The organism is Pseudomonas paraglycinae (assembly GCF_021601625.1).
GTDB classification, from domain to species: Bacteria; Pseudomonadota; Gammaproteobacteria; order Pseudomonadales; family Pseudomonadaceae; genus Aquipseudomonas; species Aquipseudomonas paraglycinae.
The window spans coordinates 53344-70888 of the sequence record NZ_BQHR01000009.1 but is presented as its reverse complement, the minus strand read 5'-3'; the positions used below and the strand labels follow the sequence as shown (position 1 = coordinate 70888).

Annotated in this window: 19 protein-coding genes; 12 read left to right on the top strand and 7 right to left on the bottom strand. The window is 62.4% G+C overall.

Translation table 11 applies throughout. The features are described from left to right. Positions 1 to 70: 70 nt before the first annotated feature. Positions 71 to 1477: a serralysin family metalloprotease gene (locus L6D82_RS15025; RefSeq protein WP_236190045.1), complete on the bottom strand. Its 1407-nt coding sequence runs from the start codon at positions 1475 to 1477 to the stop codon at positions 71 to 73. Between the two features lie 278 nt (positions 1478 to 1755). On the opposite strand from L6D82_RS15025, the gene L6D82_RS15020 reads away from it, so the two are divergent. Both L6D82_RS15020 and L6D82_RS15015 read left to right on the top strand, forming a co-directional pair. Then, a complete protein-coding gene (locus tag L6D82_RS15020) occupies positions 1756 to 3699 on the top strand; it encodes a DNA topoisomerase III (RefSeq protein ID WP_236190036.1) in 1944 nt (647 codons plus the stop codon). 47 nt (positions 3700 to 3746) lie between these two features. Further along, on the top strand, positions 3747 to 4250 hold the full coding sequence (locus L6D82_RS15015; RefSeq protein ID WP_085746128.1) for a GNAT family N-acetyltransferase: 504 nt from the start codon (positions 3747 to 3749) through the stop codon (positions 4248 to 4250). Positions 4251 to 4262: 12 nt separating this feature from the next. Here L6D82_RS15015 and L6D82_RS15010 read toward each other — a convergent pair whose 3' ends face one another. Continuing rightward, a complete protein-coding gene (locus tag L6D82_RS15010; protein ID WP_052026217.1) occupies positions 4263 to 4634 on the bottom strand; it encodes a hypothetical protein in 372 nt (123 codons plus the stop codon). 127 nt (positions 4635 to 4761) lie between these two features. Here L6D82_RS15010 and L6D82_RS15005 point away from each other — a divergent pair, with 127 nt between their 5' ends. Next, entirely contained in the window at positions 4762 to 5091 is a 330-nt protein-coding gene (locus L6D82_RS15005; protein WP_047293552.1) for a hypothetical protein, read from the top strand. Positions 5092 to 5164: 73 nt separating this feature from the next. Here the strand turns inward: L6D82_RS15005 and cynR are convergent, their stop codons facing one another. Continuing rightward, positions 5165 to 6043 carry a transcriptional regulator CynR gene (gene cynR / locus L6D82_RS15000; protein WP_102717598.1) on the bottom strand — a complete coding sequence of 293 codons (879 nt, stop codon included), beginning with the start codon at positions 6041 to 6043 and terminating at the stop codon, positions 5165 to 5167. Positions 6044 to 6163: 120 nt separating this feature from the next. On the opposite strand from cynR, the gene cynS reads away from it, so the two are divergent. The 3 genes from cynS (at position 6164) to L6D82_RS14985 (ending at position 7620) form a co-directional block, all read left to right on the top strand. Then, on the top strand, positions 6164 to 6628 hold the full coding sequence (gene cynS / locus L6D82_RS14995) for a cyanase (RefSeq protein ID WP_102687038.1): 465 nt from the start codon (positions 6164 to 6166) through the stop codon (positions 6626 to 6628). An 84-nt stretch (positions 6629 to 6712) separates the two neighbouring features. Further along, entirely contained in the window at positions 6713 to 6949 is a 237-nt protein-coding gene (locus tag L6D82_RS14990; RefSeq protein ID WP_085746126.1) for a DUF2790 domain-containing protein, read from the top strand. 11 nt (positions 6950 to 6960) lie between these two features. Beyond that, complete coding sequence (locus tag L6D82_RS14985) at positions 6961 to 7620, top strand: carbonic anhydrase (RefSeq protein ID WP_007950573.1); 660 nt, start codon at positions 6961 to 6963, stop codon at positions 7618 to 7620. 48 nt (positions 7621 to 7668) lie between these two features. On the opposite strand, the gene L6D82_RS14980 is transcribed toward L6D82_RS14985, so the two are convergent. Next, positions 7669 to 9171: an aldehyde dehydrogenase family protein gene (locus L6D82_RS14980; RefSeq protein ID WP_236190034.1), complete on the bottom strand. Its 1503-nt coding sequence runs from the start codon at positions 9169 to 9171 to the stop codon at positions 7669 to 7671. Positions 9172 to 9240: 69 nt separating this feature from the next. Beyond that, positions 9241 to 10149 (bottom strand): glutaminase B, encoded by a 909-nt coding sequence (glsB, locus tag L6D82_RS14975; RefSeq protein ID WP_064379522.1) that lies wholly within the window; start codon positions 10147 to 10149, stop codon positions 9241 to 9243. Positions 10150 to 10390: 241 nt separating this feature from the next. Between glsB and L6D82_RS14970 the strand changes: the two genes are divergently transcribed. Together L6D82_RS14970 and L6D82_RS14965 are read left to right on the top strand one after the other, a co-directional pair. Beyond that, entirely contained in the window at positions 10391 to 10594 is a 204-nt protein-coding gene (locus L6D82_RS14970; RefSeq protein WP_085746122.1) for an HvfA family oxazolone/thioamide-modified RiPP metallophore, read from the top strand. A 57-nt stretch (positions 10595 to 10651) separates the two neighbouring features. After that, positions 10652 to 11167, top strand: coding sequence for an HvfX family Cu-binding RiPP maturation protein (locus tag L6D82_RS14965; RefSeq protein WP_230731469.1), 516 nt, complete (start codon positions 10652 to 10654; stop codon positions 11165 to 11167). A gap of 3 nt (positions 11168 to 11170) precedes the next feature. Here the strand turns inward: L6D82_RS14965 and L6D82_RS14960 are convergent, their stop codons facing one another. Further along, positions 11171 to 12784, bottom strand: a complete 1614-nt coding sequence (locus L6D82_RS14960; RefSeq protein WP_102687034.1) for a L,D-transpeptidase family protein — start codon at positions 12782 to 12784, stop codon at positions 11171 to 11173. A 151-nt stretch (positions 12785 to 12935) separates the two neighbouring features. On the opposite strand from L6D82_RS14960, the gene L6D82_RS14955 reads away from it, so the two are divergent. From L6D82_RS14955 to L6D82_RS14940, 4 genes are all read left to right on the top strand, one after another. After that, positions 12936 to 13649 carry a murein L,D-transpeptidase catalytic domain family protein gene (locus tag L6D82_RS14955; protein ID WP_102717601.1) on the top strand — a complete coding sequence of 238 codons (714 nt, stop codon included), beginning with the start codon at positions 12936 to 12938 and terminating at the stop codon, positions 13647 to 13649. A 147-nt stretch (positions 13650 to 13796) separates the two neighbouring features. Beyond that, on the top strand, positions 13797 to 14054 hold the full coding sequence (locus L6D82_RS14950; protein WP_085610650.1) for a DUF2790 domain-containing protein: 258 nt from the start codon (positions 13797 to 13799) through the stop codon (positions 14052 to 14054). Positions 14055 to 14066: 12 nt separating this feature from the next. Next, positions 14067 to 14738, top strand: coding sequence for a heavy metal response regulator transcription factor (locus L6D82_RS14945; RefSeq protein ID WP_007950581.1), 672 nt, complete (start codon positions 14067 to 14069; stop codon positions 14736 to 14738). Beyond that, positions 14735 to 16150 carry a heavy metal sensor histidine kinase gene (locus L6D82_RS14940; protein WP_236190018.1) on the top strand — a complete coding sequence of 472 codons (1416 nt, stop codon included), beginning with the start codon at positions 14735 to 14737 and terminating at the stop codon, positions 16148 to 16150. The genes L6D82_RS14945 and L6D82_RS14940 overlap by 4 nt, the downstream gene beginning before the upstream one ends. Here the strand turns inward: L6D82_RS14940 and L6D82_RS14935 are convergent. After that, positions 16095 to 17495 (bottom strand): MFS transporter, encoded by a 1401-nt coding sequence (locus tag L6D82_RS14935; protein ID WP_236190016.1) that lies wholly within the window; start codon positions 17493 to 17495, stop codon positions 16095 to 16097. The two genes, L6D82_RS14940 and L6D82_RS14935, sit on opposite strands and share 56 nt — an antisense overlap. Positions 17496 to 17545 lie beyond the last annotated feature (50 nt).

Here is a 17545-nt window from a genome sequence, read left to right as displayed (position 1 = left end):
GTCCAAAAACAAAAAAACCACAGCCTGCGAAGGACTGCGGTTTTTTCGTTTCAGATTTTCCGTTTTCAGATCAGGCGACGATATCGGTCGCCACGGCCTGCCCCACCACACCCACGGCGAAGTCCACCGAACCCTGGCCTGTAAGGTCGATCATCAGGCTGGTCTGGTTGGTCTGTTCGAAGTACGTAAGGATCGCATCGCCCGCGTGCCCGGTGAAGCCGCTGACGAAGTTCAGCGTGGCTGCGCCGGTGGCGAACCCGGCGATGCCCGACAGGTCGATCTTGTCCAGGCCGCTGGTGAAATCCATGATCCAGTCCGGCGCAGTCATGGTCGAGTCGCTGGCCGCACCGAACACGAAGGTGTCCGCGCCCTCACCGCCCCACAACGAATCACCGCCGCCACCGCCGTAAATGATGTCGTTGCCGGCACCGCCGATCAGGTCGTTGGCCGCCGCGTTGCCGATCAGCAGGTCATTGCCCGAACCGCCAATGGCGTTTTCCACGGTCACGCCGTGGGCGATGGACACGTTGCCCACCAGACCGCCGACGTCGGAGAACGAACCTTCGTTGAGGTTGATCTTCTGGTTCTGGCTGAAGCCGGAGAAATCCAGGGTGTCGTTACCACCGCCATCCCACACCGAGAACACCACTTTGGAGGTGTTCGACGTGGCGCTGTAGAAATCGCGATCGGCGTTGGAGTTGAAGCCGTACACGGTGTTGTCGGCACGGGTTTGGAAGTTGGCGCCGTAGAGTTTCTGCACCGCGACGATGTCGTCCATCAACGGTGCCGAGGCGTAGGCGCCACTGCCGTCCTTGCTGAAGTTCTGGTCGGTGTTGGCTTCGCTCCAGTAGCTCATCAGGCTGTAGCCACGGGTGTCTTCGGCGTATTTGGCGTCGCCGTAGGTCGGGTTGCCGTTGCCGGCGTTGTAGGCGCCCGGGTGCGACAGGCCGAGGGTGTGGCCGATTTCGTGGGTCAGGGTCTGACGCCCGTAGTTGTTGGTGTCCGGGGTCTTGTTGACCTGGTACTGATCGTTGATCAGGTACCACGATTGGCCGTCGTAGCTGCTGCCCTGCGGCAGGTAGGCGAACGCTGCGCCGCCGGTGCTGACGTCGTAGTTGCCGAAGGTCATGTGACCGTCCCCGCCCTTGCCCTCGGTGAAGGTCACGTTGGCCACGTCCGACCACGACTGCATCGCCAGCACGGCCTGGGCTTTCTGCTGGGCGCTGAACTCGCTGAAGTTGCCGAGTTTCGGGTTGTAGTTCGACGGTTTGTCGGTCAGGAAGGTGTAGGTCAGATCAATCTTGCCGTCGGCGTTCTTGTCCTGCCACGACATGCCCTTGCGCAGGATTTCGTCGGCGGCCTGGTCGGCGGTGAACGACGGTTTGCCGTTGACGGTCCCGGTGCCGCGATCGTACAGGTGGCTGAAGGTGTCGACGGCGGTGAAGGCGCTGCTGGCCTGGGAGGAAGGTTGAGACATGGTGTACGTCCTTGTTTCTGAAGAGTCAGTGTCAGACAGAAAAACGGCGATCTTCTGGCGAGATCGTCCTGTCACTCGCCTTGTCAGGCAGATTGAACCTGCCACAGCCGCCAACGGGGGCGCTAATCAATTTCTCGATAGCGTCCCGGATTGCCCCGACGCACGCTGTCATGACCGGCAATCCTTTTATCTGTATATCCATACAGATAAAAGTTGCCCGAACGCCCGACTCAGGCCATTCTGTGCGCCTCTTCGGGCAATGATCGACGACGGTGGTTATGCGGCTGTACCTCTGTGAAAAACCCTCCCAGGCCAAGGATATTGCGGCCGTACTCGGCGCCAAGCGTCGGGGCGACGGCTGCTGGCTGGGAACGGATGTCACGGTGACCTGGTGCATCGGCCACTTGCTGGAAACCGCCCCGCCGGACGCCTATGACGCCAGATACAAGCGCTGGGTGCTGGCCGACCTGCCGATCATCCCGGACAAATGGAAAATGACCGTCAAGCCGCGTACCGCCAGCCAGTACAAGGCGGTCAAGCGCCTGCTCGGCGAGGCCAGCGAACTGATCATCGCCACCGACGCCGACCGCGAGGGCGAGATGATCGCCCGGGAGCTGGTCGAGCATTGCCGCTATCGCGGACCCATCCGCCGTTTGTGGCTGTCGGCGCTGGACGAAGCGTCGATTCGCAAGGCGTTGGCGTCGCTCAAACCGGGTGCTGAAACCTTCAGCCTGTATCACTCGGCACTCGGGCGCTCGCGGGCGGATTGGCTGATCGGGATGAACATGAGTCGGCTGTTCACCCTGCTCGGCCGGCAATCGGGCTATCAAGGCGTGCTGCCGGTGGGCCGGGTACAGACGCCGACCTTGCGACTGGTGGTGGATCGCGACCGCAGCATTGCCGATTTCGTGCCGGTCGCGTACTGGGCCATCGACGTGCAACTACTGCACAACGGCACGCCATTCACTGCGCAATGGCGTGCGCCAAACGATGCCTGTGACGATCAGGATCGCTGCCTCAATCAAGCCCTCGCCCAGCAAGCGGCCGCCGCAATCAGCAGCGCTGCCAGCGCCCGGGTGATCAAGCTGCGCACCGAACGCATGCGCGAAGTGGCGCCCCTGCCCTTCGATCTGGGCACCTTGCAGGAAGTCTGTTCGAAGAAACTCGGTCTCGGCGCCCAGGAAACCCTCGACATCGCCCAGGCCCTCTACGAAACCTACAAAGTCATCACCTACCCGCGCAGCGATTGCGGCTACCTGCCCCTGAGCCAGCACAGCGAGGCGCCGGGGATTCTCGCGGCGTTGCGTCAGGCCGACCCTAGCCTCGAAACGCTGCGTGAGCATCTGGAGCCACAGCGCCGCTCTCGCGCCTGGAACGACGCCAAGGTCAGCGCCCACCACGGCATCATCCCGACCGCTGCTGCGAAAAACATGGAGCGCCTGACCGGCAAGCACCGCGCGGTCTACACGCTGATTCGCGCACGGTATCTGGCGCAGTTCCTGCCCAATCACGAATACGACCGCACCCAGGCCGATTTCGATTGCGCCGGGGAAGCCTTGCGCGCGGTTGGCAAGCAGATCATCGAGCCGGGCTGGAAACGCGCGTTGCCCGAAGCGCTGGCCCCGGCCAAGGGCCGAGAAGCCCCCGCGCCGCAAACGCTACCGACGCTGACCCAAGGTGCCGAATGCGCCGTGGCGGACGTGAAGCTCAAGGACCTGTGGACACAGCCGCTCAAGCCCTACACCGAAGGCGACCTGATCAAGGCGATGAAGAACGTCGCCAAACTGGTGGAAGATCCGCTGCTCAAGCAGAAACTCAAGGACACCACCGGCATCGGCACCGAAGCCACCCGCGCCTCGATCATTCAAGGGTTGCTGGATCGTGGTTATCTGGTGAAGAACGGCAAGGCGCTGTCCGCCACCCCCGCCGCCTTCAGCCTGATCGACGCCGTGCCGCGCGCGATTGCCGACCCCGGCACCACGGCGATCTGGGAGCAGGCGCTGGACATGGTGCAGAGCGGCGAAATGAGTCTGGAAGAGTTCGTCACCAAGCAGGCCGCGTGGATGAGCAAACAAGTGACCCGCTGCGCCGGACTGAGCCTGACCATCAGCGGCCCGCCGCCTGCCGGTAAGGCCGCTGCGCCATGGAAGAACAAACGCAAGACCACCCGGCGCAAAACCACCGGAACCAGCAAGCGTGCGGCAAAACCGGCAGCCAAATAGCCCGCTGCACGCTACTGTTTCTGCAGTGATGGTCAGGAGGCAGCCGCATGTCTGTCATCGAACTGCGCGTCGCCCGGCGTGACGAACTGGACACCCTCGAAAACCTGATGCAGTTCTACACCTATGACTTCAGCGAGTGGCTGCCGCTGAAGCTCGGCGGGCATGGGTTCTTCCCGATCCAGTTGAAAGACGATTACTGGCGCCAGCCGGCGACGCGGCCATTCCTGATCCACGTTGACGGTGAACTGGCGGGATTCGTGACCGTGGATGACCACCTCCTCATCGAAGGCGCCGACTACAACATCGGCTATTTCTTCGTCAGCCGACGCTGGCGTGGCCAAGGCGTCGCGCAGTTTGTCGCCTCTGCCCTCTTGAGCCACCTGCCCGGTCGATGGCAGATTTTCCATGTCGACGCCAACCTGCCTGCACAGCGGTTCTGGGCCCGGCTCATCCCTGAGCTGAGCGGCGGCGACTTTACCCGCCAGACCAAAACAGTGGACGGCTATCCCTGCACGTTCTACTGCCTGCGCAGCCTCTCTCCCGCTGCCTGACCGCCGCTTTTTTCATTCCAGAATGACTTTGTCCGACAATATGTAGTGACCAAAAATAATCACTACAAAACCGTTGACGGCATCGTTTTGCTTTTGCATGATGCAGACGTCTCCCCGATCGGGAGCACTGGCAACACGCTTGAGCAAGCTCGTCTGACCGCCGAGCTGTTTTTTCCGGATACACGCTGCCCACAAGGCAGATTGAAGAAGCTGACCTGGCCTGAACGTCCAGTACAAGGACGAGAAGCGCTGGCGAAAATTCTCAAGACGCTTGTGGTCGACCCTGAAAACGTCGTCAAGGAGCCTCCCGGTTTTCGCTGCTTCTCCTCGTTGTGACGCTATTGCGTAGCAGTTATTCAACACGACTACATGCAACAGACGCATGACCCCGTACTTCACACGGGCGACCGCTGACGTCCTGGTTTCGGTGCCAGGGATCAACTAACCGATGGGCTACCTGTATTAGCGAATCAACTTTGAAAGATCACCAGACTGGTCAAGGGGCAATATCATGAATCTGAACAATCAACCTACTATCGAAGAACTGGCTCGTATGTTCGCGGCGCAAAAAGACAGCCACGACAGCCATATTCTGTGGATCAGCAAGTCGGGTCAGGTCCATATCGACTGCCTGTCGCCCCATGCTGGTGAAGAAGAGTTCGACCGGAACAACCAGAACCTGCTGGCCCGCCTGAAGATGTACCGTCGCGGCCACGGCTATGTCGGCAAGAAAGCCGCGGCCGACAAGGACTTCATCGGTAATGTTCTGCAGACGCTGAAACAGGCGTGGGACTCTATGCAGAACAAGAACGAAGTTCGGGTGATTGATCGGTTCTGCTAAGTTAAAACTTCAATAAACAAAAGGGCCTGCTTCGAAAGCGAAGCAGGCCCTTTTTATTGCTCGCAAAAAAAGCTCATGAACGAGTTTCCAGCACCAGCTTCATGAACGCCTCAGCCGCCGCACTGTGATAATTATTCTGGCGCCGCAACAACGCCGCTCCCCGCTGCGGCGCCTCGCTTTCGACACGCAACCGGCGCAACGCCCGGTCCTCGGTCGCGATCGCCTCAGGCAACATGGTCGCAATCGGCGCATGCCGGATCACTTCCAGCAACGTACTCACCGAGTTCACCTCGATCTGCACCTTGGGCGTGATGCCGTGCTGACGGAAATACTCGTCAATCGATAGCCGTGTGATGAAATCCGGCGCCAGCAAGGCGAAATCCAGCTGCGCAATGTCATCCGGGGTCAGCACCGATGAGCTGTCGTACAGCGGATGCTCGCGCCCGACCATCACCCCCAAAGTCTCGACAAATGCCGGAATGCATTCAATGTCCGGATTGCGCACTGGCGTGAAGGCAATTGCAATATCCAGCGAGTCATCCGCCAGCCCGGCCTCGATGTCATCCATCGACAACTCGAAAATCTCCAGGTGAATCCCCGGATACCGCGCCACGTAATCGCGCACCAACGGCCCGACCAGATACGCCATGAACGTCGGCGTCATGGCCAGGCGCAGCGAGCCTCGGGTCAGATCCTTCACGTCATGCAACGCGCGCTTGCCCGCCTCCAGCTCCACCAGCACCCGTCGCGCGCATTCGATATAGGCCTGCCCGGCGTCAGTCGGTTTCACCGAGCGCGAGGTGCGGTCGAACAGATCCACCCCGAGGCTTTCTTCCAGTTGGCGGATCTGTTGCGACAGGGTCGGCTGCGACACGTGCAGCGCCTCGGCCGCCCGGGTGAAGCCGCCGTGATCGGCCACGGCCAGCAGGTATCGCAAATGTCGCAGCAGCATGGGACGCTCCATCTATAGGCAGTGCTTATGCCTTGCATTGTATATCGGTCTTGGACGCTATGGATCAATCGGCAGAAGATGAATCCCACACAGCAAGCCAACCCCGAAAGGAGAAGCACCATGCAATCCCAAGCCTACAACGACAGCCGCATCGCCCTGACCACCCGCGCCCTGGATGCCAAGGCTGAGAAAAACCTGTCGTGGCAGGACCTGGCCGACGGCACCGGCCTGAGCCTGGCCTACGTGACCGCCGCCCTCCTCGGCCAGCATCCACTGCCCAAAGCCGCTGCCGAAGTGGTCGGCGACAAGCTTGAGCTGAGCGCTGAAGACGTCGCCGCCCTGCAAATCATCCCGCTGCGCGGCAGCCTCGACGGTGTGCCGACCGACCCGACCATCTACCGCTTCCACGAGATGATCCAGATCTACGGCACCACCCTGAAAGCACTGGTTCACGAGCAGTTCGGCGACGGCATCATCAGCGCGATCAACTTCAAGCTCGACATCAAGAAAGTCGAAGACCCTGAAGGCGGTTCCCGCGCCGTGGTCACCCTCGACGGCAAGTTCCTCCCGCTGCGTCCGTTCTGATCCCTCCCGGGCCCGCACCCCGCGTGCGGGCCCCTCCAAACCTGAATTGCCAAATCGTAACCCCATCTGTCTGGAGGCTGCCCCATGCAAAAAATTCTGCTGACCCTTGCCCTGCTCGCCGGCCTTTGCACTCAAGCCCAGGCCGATGACGAAGCCGTCGCTTACCGCTACGGCATGTCGCTGGATATCGCTGAAGTCGTGAGCATCACCCCGGTCGCCGACGTCTGCGGCGTAGTGCCAGTCGAGATGACTTACCTCGACAGTCACGGCGCAAAACACATTCTTCAATACAGCGAATTCGGCACCGGCTGTTCGAACTGAGAGGACACACCATGAAAAACCTGATCGAAGGCTTCCTGAAGTTCCAGAACGAAGCGTTTCCGCAACGCACTGAACTGTTCAAACACCTGGCGACTACCCAGACGCCGGGCACCTTGTTCATCACCTGCTCCGACAGCCGCGTCGTCCCGGAACTGCTGACCCAGCAAGAACCCGGCGAGCTGTTCGTGATCCGCAACGCCGGCAATATCGTGCCGTCCTACAGCCCGCATCCGGGCGGGGTTTCGGCGACGGTGGAATACGCGGTCGCCGTGCTCGGCGTGACCGACATCGTGATCTGCGGCCACTCCGATTGCGGCGCGATGACCGCCATCGCCCAGTGCAAATGCATGGATCACCTGCCCGCCGTCAGCGGCTGGCTGCAACACGCCGAGTCGGCGAAAGTGGTGAATGAATCGCGACCGCACGCCAACGACGCCGCCAAACTGAGTTCGATGGTGCGGGAAAACGTGATCGCGCAACTGGCGAACATCCAGACTCACCCGAGCGTGCGCCTGGCCCAGGAGAAAGGCCTGCTGAATCTGCACGGCTGGGTCTACGACATCGAGACCGGCTCGATCGACGCGCTGAGTGCCGACCGCCGTACCTTCGTCTCGCTGGCCGAGCAACCGTCGACGTGCGCGGTGTACGGTCAGGCAGTCGATGCTGCTTGAAAACACAACGCCGCGCCCGTCATTGCGACGGGCGCGGCGTTGTTCTGTTCAGCGTTTTACGCCCAGATCGATTTGCGTCATGCGGCTGCGTACGGTGAACACACCGTCACCGGAGAGAATCGCGCTGCGGGCAAACAACCGGCCGCTTTCCCAATTCGAAAGCCCCAGCTCCGGCTTGTTCAGCGCGTACTGGCCATCGACCCAACGGGTAATCCCGTTGCCCACGAACGGCGCGTTGACCGCGCTGTAGAAACGCTCCTGAACCGCCGCGTCTTCGCTGATCAGCGACACCGTGAACTGCGGGCTGTAGCGATTGAACAGCGCGATGGCCTGATCCAGATCGTCGACGATCATCAGGCTGGTTTCCGGGGTTTCTTCCCATTCCCACTCGCGGCCCAATTGCGCTTCTGGCAAGGGCTCGGCCAGGGCTTCGGTCTGGTAACCCTCGGCGCGATAGACCTCGACCGTCGCGTTCTGCCAGTCGCTCGGCAGATAGCTTTCGCTGCCTTCGACGATGTGCAATTTGCAGCCCTGACCGCGCGCGGTACCGGCCTGCTGCAAGGCATCGAGGAACAGCGGCACCAGTTCGGCAGCACGGTCGCGCTGGATCAGGCAGACGTTCAGCGTGTTGCAAACCTTGCGATCCAGCGAGTTACGCACCACAGCGGCAAAGCGCTTGGCGTCGGCATCGCAATCGGCGATCAACCACGCGCCACCGGTGCCGTGCAGGCTGACGGCGGTACCGGCCTGCTGGGCGATGCTGCCCAACTGGCTGACCGCACGGCCCGAACCACGGGCCACCGCCAGCGACAGACGCCGGTCGGCGAACATCGCCCAACCGGCGGCGTGGTTGACGCTCTCCACCAGCGACACCGCACCCGCCGGCAGACCGGCATCGGCCAGCGCCGGGTTCAGGGCGTGGGTGACGATGGCTTGCGCGGTGCCCAGCGCATCGCTACCGATGCGCAGCACGGCGGTGTTGCCGGTACGCAGAACGCCAGCGGCGTCGGCGAAGACATTTGGCCGGCCTTCGAACACGAACGCGACGATGCCCAATGGCGACACCACCTGCTCGACCTTCCAGCCGTCATGCTCGACGCTGCTGATCACTTTGCCACGGGTGGCCGGCGCATCACGCCAGGCGCGCAGACCTGCGATCATGTCGCGGCGCATGCGCTCGTCGGCGAGCAAACGGGTAGTGGAACGACCGCGCGCCTTGGCCCGTTCGATGTCGGCAAGGTTGGCGGTTTCGATCAGTGCCCAGGCGTCCGGGTTTTCCAGGCGTTGGGCGAACAGATCAAAGAAGCGGCTGATGGCCTCATCCGGCACCGCAGACAACGCGGTAAACGCCGCTGCTGCGCGCTCTATCGCCACCGACGCGGCCTGCTGATCCACCACCGGAATCAGCAACAGCTCGCCGCTCACCTGCTCCACCAACAGGTGGTCGCCGGGTCGGAAACGCTCGGCCAGTTCGGGGCTGACCACGGTGACGCGGTTACCGGCGAAAGGGATAGGCGTGCCAGCGACGAGACGTTCGAGCGCGAGAGACATGGAGCGGATTCACCATATTGAGGGCGGCCGGAAAATGTATAGGTTGGCCTCCCTCAACGCAACACAGGCTCAGAACACCGACCAGCCAATCCGCGAACTGAGCATTTCCAGCGCCGCCATCCCCGCCAGCGAGTTGCCCGCCGTGTTCAACTCAGGCGACCACACGCACACCGTGAACTGCCCCGGCACCACCGCGACGATACCGCCACCGACGCCGCTCTTGCCCGGCAGGCCGACACGGTAGGCGAAGTTGCCAGCCTCGTCGTAGAGGCCGCTGGTGGCCATGATCGAGTTGACTTGCTGGGTCTGGCGTCGGCTGAGGATCTGTTCGCCGCTGTGTTTGCAGAAACCGTCGTTGGCCAGGAAACAGAAGGCTCGGGCCAGGTCGATGCAGCTCATGCGCAACGCGCAGTGGCTGAAATAGCTGCGCAGCACCGCTTCGACGTCGTTGTGAAAATTGCCGAAGGATTGCATCAGGTAAGCCATCGCTGCGTTGCGCGCGCGGTGCTGATACTCGGAGTCGGCGACCTTGCCGTCGACCATCACCTGCGGGTTGCCCGACAGCCGCCGCACGAAATCGCGCATCGACAACGCCGGTGCCGCAAAGCGCGACTGGTTGATGTCGCAGATCACCAGCGCCCCGGCATTGATGAACGGATTGCGCGGACGGCCGCGTTCGAACTCCAACTGCACCAGCGAGTTGAATGGCTGGCCGGATGGCTCGTGGCCCAGACGTTCCCAGATCGCCTCGCCGGAATGTTCGATGGCCTGCACCAGGCTGAACACCTTGGAAATACTTTGCACCGAGAACGGCGTCTCGGCATCGCCGGCGCAATACATCTCGCCGTCATTGCCATATACGGCGATGCCCAATTGATTGGCCGGCACGGTGCCGAGGGCGGGAATGTAGTCAGCCACCTTGCCCTGCCCGATCAGGGGCCGGACAGCGTCAAGGATCTCGTTCAACAGCGCTTGCATGCCGGGTCTCGAAGTCTCGCCCCATGGGATTGCGGGGACACCGTGGCTAGACGCTGCGCCCGGCAATCGAATCACACCGGCGCTCTGTATCGCAGTGTGTACGGCCCGACGCCCGACACATCCCGCGCACAAATCCGGCCCTTCGCGACACATCAGCGATACAGCCCGGCGTTCAAATGAACCTGTCGATCGGCAGCCCCGATCAAGCCTTTGAACTCAAACATCGCATCGGAGATTCACCATGACCAAGCGCTCGAAAACCTCCCTGACCCTCGGCCTGCTGCTTGCCGGTGGCCTGGCCCTGTCCAACGCGGCTTCGGCTTCCGAAGCGTTCAGCGTCAAGCAACTGGATCACGGCTACAGCCAGTCCCAGGCCAAGGCCGACTCGGCGGAAAAAACCTCGGAAGGCAAATGCGGCGAAGGCAAGTGCGGCGCCGGCGAGTAACCCTTTTCACGGGGCACGTTGGTGCCCCGTTTTCTTTCGAATGAATGGAGCCTTCCCATGACCACAGCTCTCTCGTCGGCCGTCAAAGGCCTGCACCTGAACCTCGACCGCGCCGGACAGTGGCTCGCGCCGCTGACCTTGCGCCTGTTCATCGCCTGGGAATTTTTCGAATCGGGGCTGGAGAAATTCAACGGCCAGAACTGGTTCGAAGACATTCAGGAGCGGTTCCCGTTTCCCTTCGACCACTTGCCGGCGACGCTGAACTGGGAGCTGTCGATGTGGGCAGAGCTGATCTGCGCGCTGGCGATCCTGATCGGATTCGGCACGCGGATTTCGGCGATTTCGCTGATTGTCGTGACCGTCGTCGCCACCGCTGCCGTGCACTGGCCGGCGGACTGGTCATCGCTGAGTGAACTGGCCCAGGGTTACGCGATCACCAACAAGGGCTTCGGCAACTTCAAACTGCCGGCGATCTACCTGGCTGCGCTGGTGCCGCTCGTATTTGCCGGGGCCGGCAAGTTGAGCGTGGATGCGTGGCTGGCGCGGTTTTTCTGGAAACGCGCCAGCCGCTGAGGATCAATGCGCCCGGTCCAGCCCCGCCAGCAACGCGCTGTCGCGGCTGTAGATGTCCGGCGCGTAAAGCACGCGGCCCTGGCCATCGACCTGCGCCGTCCAGTAAGTCATGAGGATCGGCACCGGATTGCTCAGGCGGAATTCATGGGTGGTGCCGGTGGCCAACAAGGTGTCGGTGCGCGCCTTCTCCGCCGGGCTGAGCAGGAAATCGCGCAGCTTCATCGGATGCTCGACCCGCACGCAGCCGGAACTGAACGCCCGTGGCCCCTTGTCGAACAGCGCCTTGCTCGGCGTGTCGTGCAGGTACACCGAGAACGGGTTGGGGAAACGAATGACCATCTGCCCCAGCGGGTTGCGCGGCCCGGCGTCCTGACGCAGAAGGATGTTGCCGGGATTGTCCCAGTCGATGTCGGCGGCGGCCAGCGGCTGGCCGTTGGCGTCGAGCACTTGCAGGTTCTGGCGGCTGAGGAAGGTCTGATCCTTACGGATTTCCGGCAGCTTGTCCTCCTTCCAGATGGTCGGCGGCACGGTCCAGGTCGGGTTCAGGGTCAGACGCGTGACCCGGGATTTGAGCAGCGGGGTCTGGCGTTCGGCGCGCCCGACCTGGGTGCGGGTCTGCCACACCGGCAGGCCACCCTGATAAAGCGTCAGTTCGGCAGCGGCGACGTTGACCAGCAAACCGTCCGGCTCCATGTCCTGGGCCATCCAGCGGAAACGTTCAAGGTTGACCCGCAACTGTTCGCGGCGGGTCAGCGGACTGATGTTGAGCTCGGCAATCGTTCCCGGCCCGACCACTCCGTCGGCCTGCAACGAATGGTTGGCCTGAAAGCTCTTCACCGCCTCCACCAATACGCCGTGATAAGCGTTGTCCGGCGTGCCGACCACACTGCTCAGGTAGCCTTCGCTGTAGAGCCGGCGGGCCAGTTCCGGCACGCGTTTGTCTTCCATGTCCGGACGCAGCAACGGGCCGTTGCCCACCGACGTCCATTGGGGCAAGGCTTTCAGGCGTTGAGCTGCGTAGAGATGGCGCAAATTCTGATACTGCGCCAGCTGCGGTCGGGCCAGATCGAAGGCAGCCGGAACGTTGTGCACGCCCGGCACGGCGATCGCCAGCAATTCAGCCTGACGGTCGCGAGGCGTTTCGTCGGAATGCCACAGCGGTTCGAAGTGCGATTGCAACAGGCGGCCGTAATGCAGATCCTGCAGGGCTTGCAGGTAGTAACGGCTGATCTCGATGTCGGCGCACAGTTCGCCGTCCTGCGGGGCGGTGAGCGCCACCGGATAGCGTTTCGGATTCAGGCCATCGTCGGCCAACAGCTGCAATTGCGCATGCAAGGCCGGCAATTGCCCGCCATCGGCCCACACCGGCAGCCAGTCCTGCTGCTGGTAGAATGCGCGCAATTGATCCAGCGCCGGGCCGTTGAGGCTGGTGCCGATCGTCGGGCACGCCTGGGGCAGGCTGATCAGCGCAGCCTGCAGCGGGCTCTGTGGCTCGATGGGCATTTCCGTCGGCACGGGCGGCAGCGTCGGGAGTCCCGGCAACGGCTCTTCGGCGCAAGCGACAAACGGCGCAGCGAGCAAACAAATGCTCAAGTAGCATGCGTACTTTTTGAACAACTGCTTTACTCCAATCCATGGCCGTCTTGATTGACGGTCAACCTTACCTCAGGTGCGGTGCACAGTCAGGCCCGATTCGCGGGCTTGCCGGGAACGACTGGACGTCAGGAGCCTAAGTGCCAAACAAGTAGCAAGTGGAGACTCACTTTAAATGTTGACGTTTTTGCGCCGACTTCTGCTGACTGCCACCGCCCTTGGCGTGCTGACCAGCCCAGCCTTTGCCGCCGGCACCACTTCGCCGGTTCTGTACACCAGCCTCGCGCACGCCGCTCCGGAACTCAATCCCCAGGCGCTGAAAGGTGCCTTGAACGCCATGCAATGTGCGATCAACAACGGCGCGAAGCAGTCCCGTCACCTGGCGATCATCGACTATTCGCAGCCGTCCACCGAGCGCCGGTTGTGGATCTTCGACCTGACCCGGAAAAGACTGGTGCTGCGCGATCTGGTCGCCCACGGCTCGAACTCCGGGGAAAACTTCGCCACCCGGTTCTCCAACCGTGAAGGCAGTTTTCAGTCCAGCCTCGGCCTGTTCCGTACCCAGGAAAGTTACCAGGGCACCCACGGTTACTCGCTGCGCATGGACGGTCTGGAACCGGGCGTCAACGACATGGCCCGTGACCGCGCCATCGTGATCCACGCCGCCGACTACGTGAACCCGTTCTGGAGCAAACGTACCGGCCGTCTGGGTCGCAGCCAGGGTTGCCCGGCCGTGCGACCGCAAGTTGCCAAACGGGTGATCGACAGTCTGAAGAATGGCCAATTCATGTTCTCCTGGTACCCGGATCAGCAGTGGCTGAAATCCTCGCCGTACCTCAACTGCCAGCCACAACAGATCGCGAGCATTCTCAGCACGCACGCCAGCTGAATACTCTGTGGGAGTGCGCTGGCTCCCACAGGTTCGGTTTATTACAGATTTGTCATCGAGTTGTCGGTTTGCCGAGCGGATCGCCCGGTAGCTTGAAGTTGTCCCGGCCCAAACGCCGATCAACTTCAACGACTCGAGTGACCCATCATGAAAACCCTGATCCTCGCCTTCACCGCCCTCCTCGCCACCGGTTCCGTGTTCGCCGCCCCTGCACCGGACGCTGCCGTCATTCATGACAAAACCGGTTTCTTCGTGCACCTGGATGTCGACAAAGTCCTCTCCAGCACCGATATTTCCCAGGCCTGCGGCGTGATCCCCGCGCAGCTCAACTACCTCGACCACCAGGGCCGTGAACATGTGCTGGACTATCAAGTGCAAGGCAGCGGCTGCACCAACGACCATTGAGGCGCAGTAGCCATGAATATCCTTGTTGTCGAAGACGAACCCAAGGCCGGCAATTATTTGCTCAACGGCTTGCAGGAACTGGGCTACAGCGTGAGTCTGGCCCGGGACGGCGCCGACGGTCTGCACCTGGCGCTGGAGTTCGACTTCGACGTGATCGTGCTGGACGTGATGATGCCGAAAATGGACGGCTGGGAAGTCCTGCGCCGGCTGCGCAAGGAGACCGACACGCCAGTGCTGTTCCTCACCGCCCGCGATGACATCGCCGACCGGGTCAAGGGCCTGGAACTGGGCGCCGACGATTACCTGATCAAGCCGTTTTCCTTCGCCGAACTGGTGGCGCGCCTGCGCACCCTGACCCGGCGCGGGCCGATCCATGAAGAGGAGCAATTGCAGGTGGCCGATCTGCAGATCGACGTGCTCAAGCGTCGGGTCACCCGCGCCGGCAACCGGATCACCCTGACCAACAAGGAATTCGCCCTGCTGCAACTGTTCGCCACCCACACCGGCCAGGTGCTGTCGCGCTCGCTGATCGCCTCACGGGTGTGGGACATGAATTTCGACAGCGACACCAACGTGGTCGATGTCGCCGTGCGCCGCCTGCGGGCGAAGATCGACGATCCGTTCCCGCTCAAGCTGATCCACAGCGTGCGCGGCATCGGCTACCGCTTCGATACCCAGCCATGAAAATCGCCGGCACTTACTCCCTGACCTTGCGTCTGGCGCTGGTCTTCGCCGTGCTCGCCTTCGCCGCGCTGGGAGGCCTGGGCGCGGCGCTGTACAACCAACTGGAAGCTGCTCTGATTCGCCGCGACGACATCCAGTTGGTCAGTCGCGTCGATCAGTTGCGCACCTTCCTCAACGACAGCAACACCCTGGAGCTGATCAAGAACAAGCCGGCGCTGTTTCAGAACATGCTCGGCAACCGCGAAGCCTTGCTGACCATTGGCGCACCCGGCCAGCCGCCGTTGCTGGTGGTCAACCCCGGCAACCTCGCCACTCCGAACTTGCCCGCCGTACCGATCGATCACCCGATGGCCCTGAGCGATGTACAGCACTTGCCGAGCGTCGACGGTGTGCCATTTTCGGCGGTGGCGGCGACCATCGACTCGGGCGATCTGGGCAACCTGCAGGTGCTCACCGGACGCCTGATGACCGAGCGCACGGCAATGCTCGCCAATTACCGGCTCAGCGTGTACGGCCTCGCATCATTGGCGGCGATTGTGCTGGCGCTGGTCGGCTGCCTGCTGGTGTATCGCGGACTGCTGCCGTTGCGGCGGATTGCCCGGCACGCCCACGGGATCGGCATCGCCAACCTCGGCGAACGCCTCGACCGCCACGGCACGCCTCGGGAATTGCAGCCGATGATCGAAGCCTTCAATGCGATGTTGGACCGGCTCGACCGAGGGGTTGCGCAACTGAGCCAAGTCTCCACCGACATGGCCCACGAACTGCGCACACCGATCAACAACCTGCTCGGGGAAACCCAGGTCGCGCTGCAACAGAACCGCAGTGTGGACGCCTATCAGCAGTTGCTCGCCTCCAACGTCGAAGAACTCGAACGGCTGGCGCGGATGCTCGACAACATGCTGTTTCTCGCCCGCACCGACCCGGCCGGCGCGCTGAGCCAGCGGCAGGAACTGGACGCCGGCGATGAGATGCAACGCATTGCCGATTACTTCGAAGGCCTGGCCGCCGATGTCGGCGTCACCATCGAGGCCAGTGGCAGCGGTGTGATCTGGGCCGAACCGATGCTGCTGCGTCGGGCCCTGGCCAACCTGTGCGCCAACGCGATCAAGTACGGCGCGGCGGATTCGACGCTGCAGGTCGAAGCCATCGCCGAAGCGGACGGCAGCTACCTGCGGGTACGCAATCAGGGCGCGACCATTCCGGCGGAACATCTGTCGCGGTTGTTCGAGCGCTTCTACCGCGTCGATCCGTCCCGCGAGCGTTCGGCCCAATCCAACGGACTGGGCCTGTCGATTGTCGCGACCATCATGCAATTGCATCAGGGCCGCTACAGCGTCAGCAGCGCTGATGGTGTTACCTGCTTTGAACTGTTCTTTCCGGCACGGGAGACGCGAGACGCAGGTGTGTGAAGGCACCGAGCGCAAACGCCGCGAACATCAATGCCGAGGCCACGCCGAAAGTCATGTGCAAGCCGGCCGCAATAACTTCGGCCGGTGCCTGAGTCGGATCGTCCGTGGCCAAGGCAAACACCGCGCCCATCGCCGCCGCCCCGGTGATCAACCCCAGATTACGCGACAGCCCGAGCATGGCCGAAACCACGCCGCGCTGTTCCTGAGCAACGCCGGACATCAACCCGGTGTTGTTGGCAGCCTGGAACAGCGCATAACTCAAGGCCACCACCGTGATCGGCAGCACGTATGCAAGCACTCCGAAACTCACCGTAAACAGCGCCAGCAGACCGCAACCGCAAGCCAGACCGAACAACGCGCCCGGCACCATCCGCCGCGCTCCGAAACGATCCACCAGCCGCCCGGCCGGTACGCCGCTGAACGCCGCCAGCAACGGCCCGATCGACAGCACCAGTCCTACCTGCGTGCTGGTGAGGCCCAGGCCTCGGCTCAGGTAAAACGGCCCGACCACCAGCGTGGTCATCATCACGGTCGTCACCAGCAAGGTCAGCGCCAGACTGCTGCTGATTCGCGTGTCGGTGAACAGTGACAGGTGAATCAGCGGCGCCTTGCTCCGCTTCTCGACCAGGATGAACAACCCCACGCCCAACAGGCTGAGCAACAGCAACGTCGGGGTGAGTCCTTCAACCGTCATCGCCAGCGCGTAGGCCGCCAGCGTCAGCATCAACACGGCGGTGCCGGGATAATCAAATGCAACACCCGAGCGCACGATTCGATCCTTCGGCAAATAGCGATACACCAGCCACGCATTGAGCAAGCCCAACGGCACGTTGATTACAAAGATCGACTGCCAGCCGACATGCGCCATCAACAGCCCGCCGAGCGACGGCCCGAGGGCGGTGCCGGTCGCCGACATCGTGGCCAGCAACCCCATCGCACTGCCGGCCCGGGATTTGGGCACCGCATCGGCCACCAATGCCACCGTCAGCGCGAACATGATCGCCGCGCCCAGGCCCTGCACCGCCCGCGCACCGATCAGCCAGGCGAGGCTCGGCGCCAGTGCGCACGCCAGTGAAGCGGCGGTAAAAATGCCGATGCCGATCAACAGCAAGCGCCGCCGACCGAAGCCGTCACCCAGCCGCCCGACGCTGACAATCAAGGTAGTGACCGCCAGCAGGTAGGCCAGCACGATCCATTGCACCTGTTGAAACGTCGCATCGAACGCCGCCGCCAGCGTGGGCAATGCGGCGTTGGCGATACTGGTGTCGAGCGACGGCATCAGCATCGACAGTGCCAGACTGGTCAGCGCCCAGCGGGCTGAAGGGCTCAGGGGTTCTCGGTGCATGGGGGGCTCACAATGCAGAAGTCATGGGACATAGCCTGAGCCTCGACAAT

Excerpts from the sequence above, each read along its gene's own strand:
- L6D82_RS14990 (WP_085746126.1), top strand. The coding sequence starts at position 6,713 with ATGCAAAAAATTCTGCTGACCCTTGCCCTGCTCGCCGGCCTTTGCACT.
- L6D82_RS15015 (WP_085746128.1), top strand. The coding sequence starts at position 3,747 with ATGTCTGTCATCGAACTGCGCGTCGCCCGGCGTGACGAACTGGACACC.
- L6D82_RS15025 (WP_236190045.1), bottom strand. The coding sequence starts at position 1,477 with ATGTCTCAACCTTCCTCCCAGGCCAGCAGCGCCTTCACCGCCGTCGAC.
- L6D82_RS15020 (WP_236190036.1), top strand. The coding sequence starts at position 1,756 with ATGCGGCTGTACCTCTGTGAAAAACCCTCCCAGGCCAAGGATATTGCG.
- L6D82_RS14940 (WP_236190018.1), top strand. The coding sequence starts at position 14,735 with ATGAAAATCGCCGGCACTTACTCCCTGACCTTGCGTCTGGCGCTGGTC.
- glsB (WP_064379522.1), bottom strand. The coding sequence starts at position 10,149 with ATGCAAGCGCTGTTGAACGAGATCCTTGACGCTGTCCGGCCCCTGATC.
- L6D82_RS15010 (WP_052026217.1), bottom strand. The coding sequence starts at position 4,634 with ATGCGTCTGTTGCATGTAGTCGTGTTGAATAACTGCTACGCAATAGCG.
- L6D82_RS14970 (WP_085746122.1), top strand. The coding sequence starts at position 10,391 with ATGACCAAGCGCTCGAAAACCTCCCTGACCCTCGGCCTGCTGCTTGCC.
- L6D82_RS14935 (WP_236190016.1), bottom strand. The coding sequence starts at position 17,495 with ATGCACCGAGAACCCCTGAGCCCTTCAGCCCGCTGGGCGCTGACCAGT.
- L6D82_RS14950 (WP_085610650.1), top strand. The coding sequence starts at position 13,797 with ATGAAAACCCTGATCCTCGCCTTCACCGCCCTCCTCGCCACCGGTTCC.
- cynR (WP_102717598.1), bottom strand. The coding sequence starts at position 6,043 with ATGCTGCTGCGACATTTGCGATACCTGCTGGCCGTGGCCGATCACGGC.
- L6D82_RS14985 (WP_007950573.1), top strand. The coding sequence starts at position 6,961 with ATGAAAAACCTGATCGAAGGCTTCCTGAAGTTCCAGAACGAAGCGTTT.
- L6D82_RS14980 (WP_236190034.1), bottom strand. The coding sequence starts at position 9,171 with ATGTCTCTCGCGCTCGAACGTCTCGTCGCTGGCACGCCTATCCCTTTC.
- L6D82_RS14955 (WP_102717601.1), top strand. The coding sequence starts at position 12,936 with ATGTTGACGTTTTTGCGCCGACTTCTGCTGACTGCCACCGCCCTTGGC.
- cynS (WP_102687038.1), top strand. The coding sequence starts at position 6,164 with ATGCAATCCCAAGCCTACAACGACAGCCGCATCGCCCTGACCACCCGC.
- L6D82_RS14945 (WP_007950581.1), top strand. The coding sequence starts at position 14,067 with ATGAATATCCTTGTTGTCGAAGACGAACCCAAGGCCGGCAATTATTTG.
- L6D82_RS14965 (WP_230731469.1), top strand. The coding sequence starts at position 10,652 with ATGACCACAGCTCTCTCGTCGGCCGTCAAAGGCCTGCACCTGAACCTC.
- L6D82_RS15005 (WP_047293552.1), top strand. The coding sequence starts at position 4,762 with ATGAATCTGAACAATCAACCTACTATCGAAGAACTGGCTCGTATGTTC.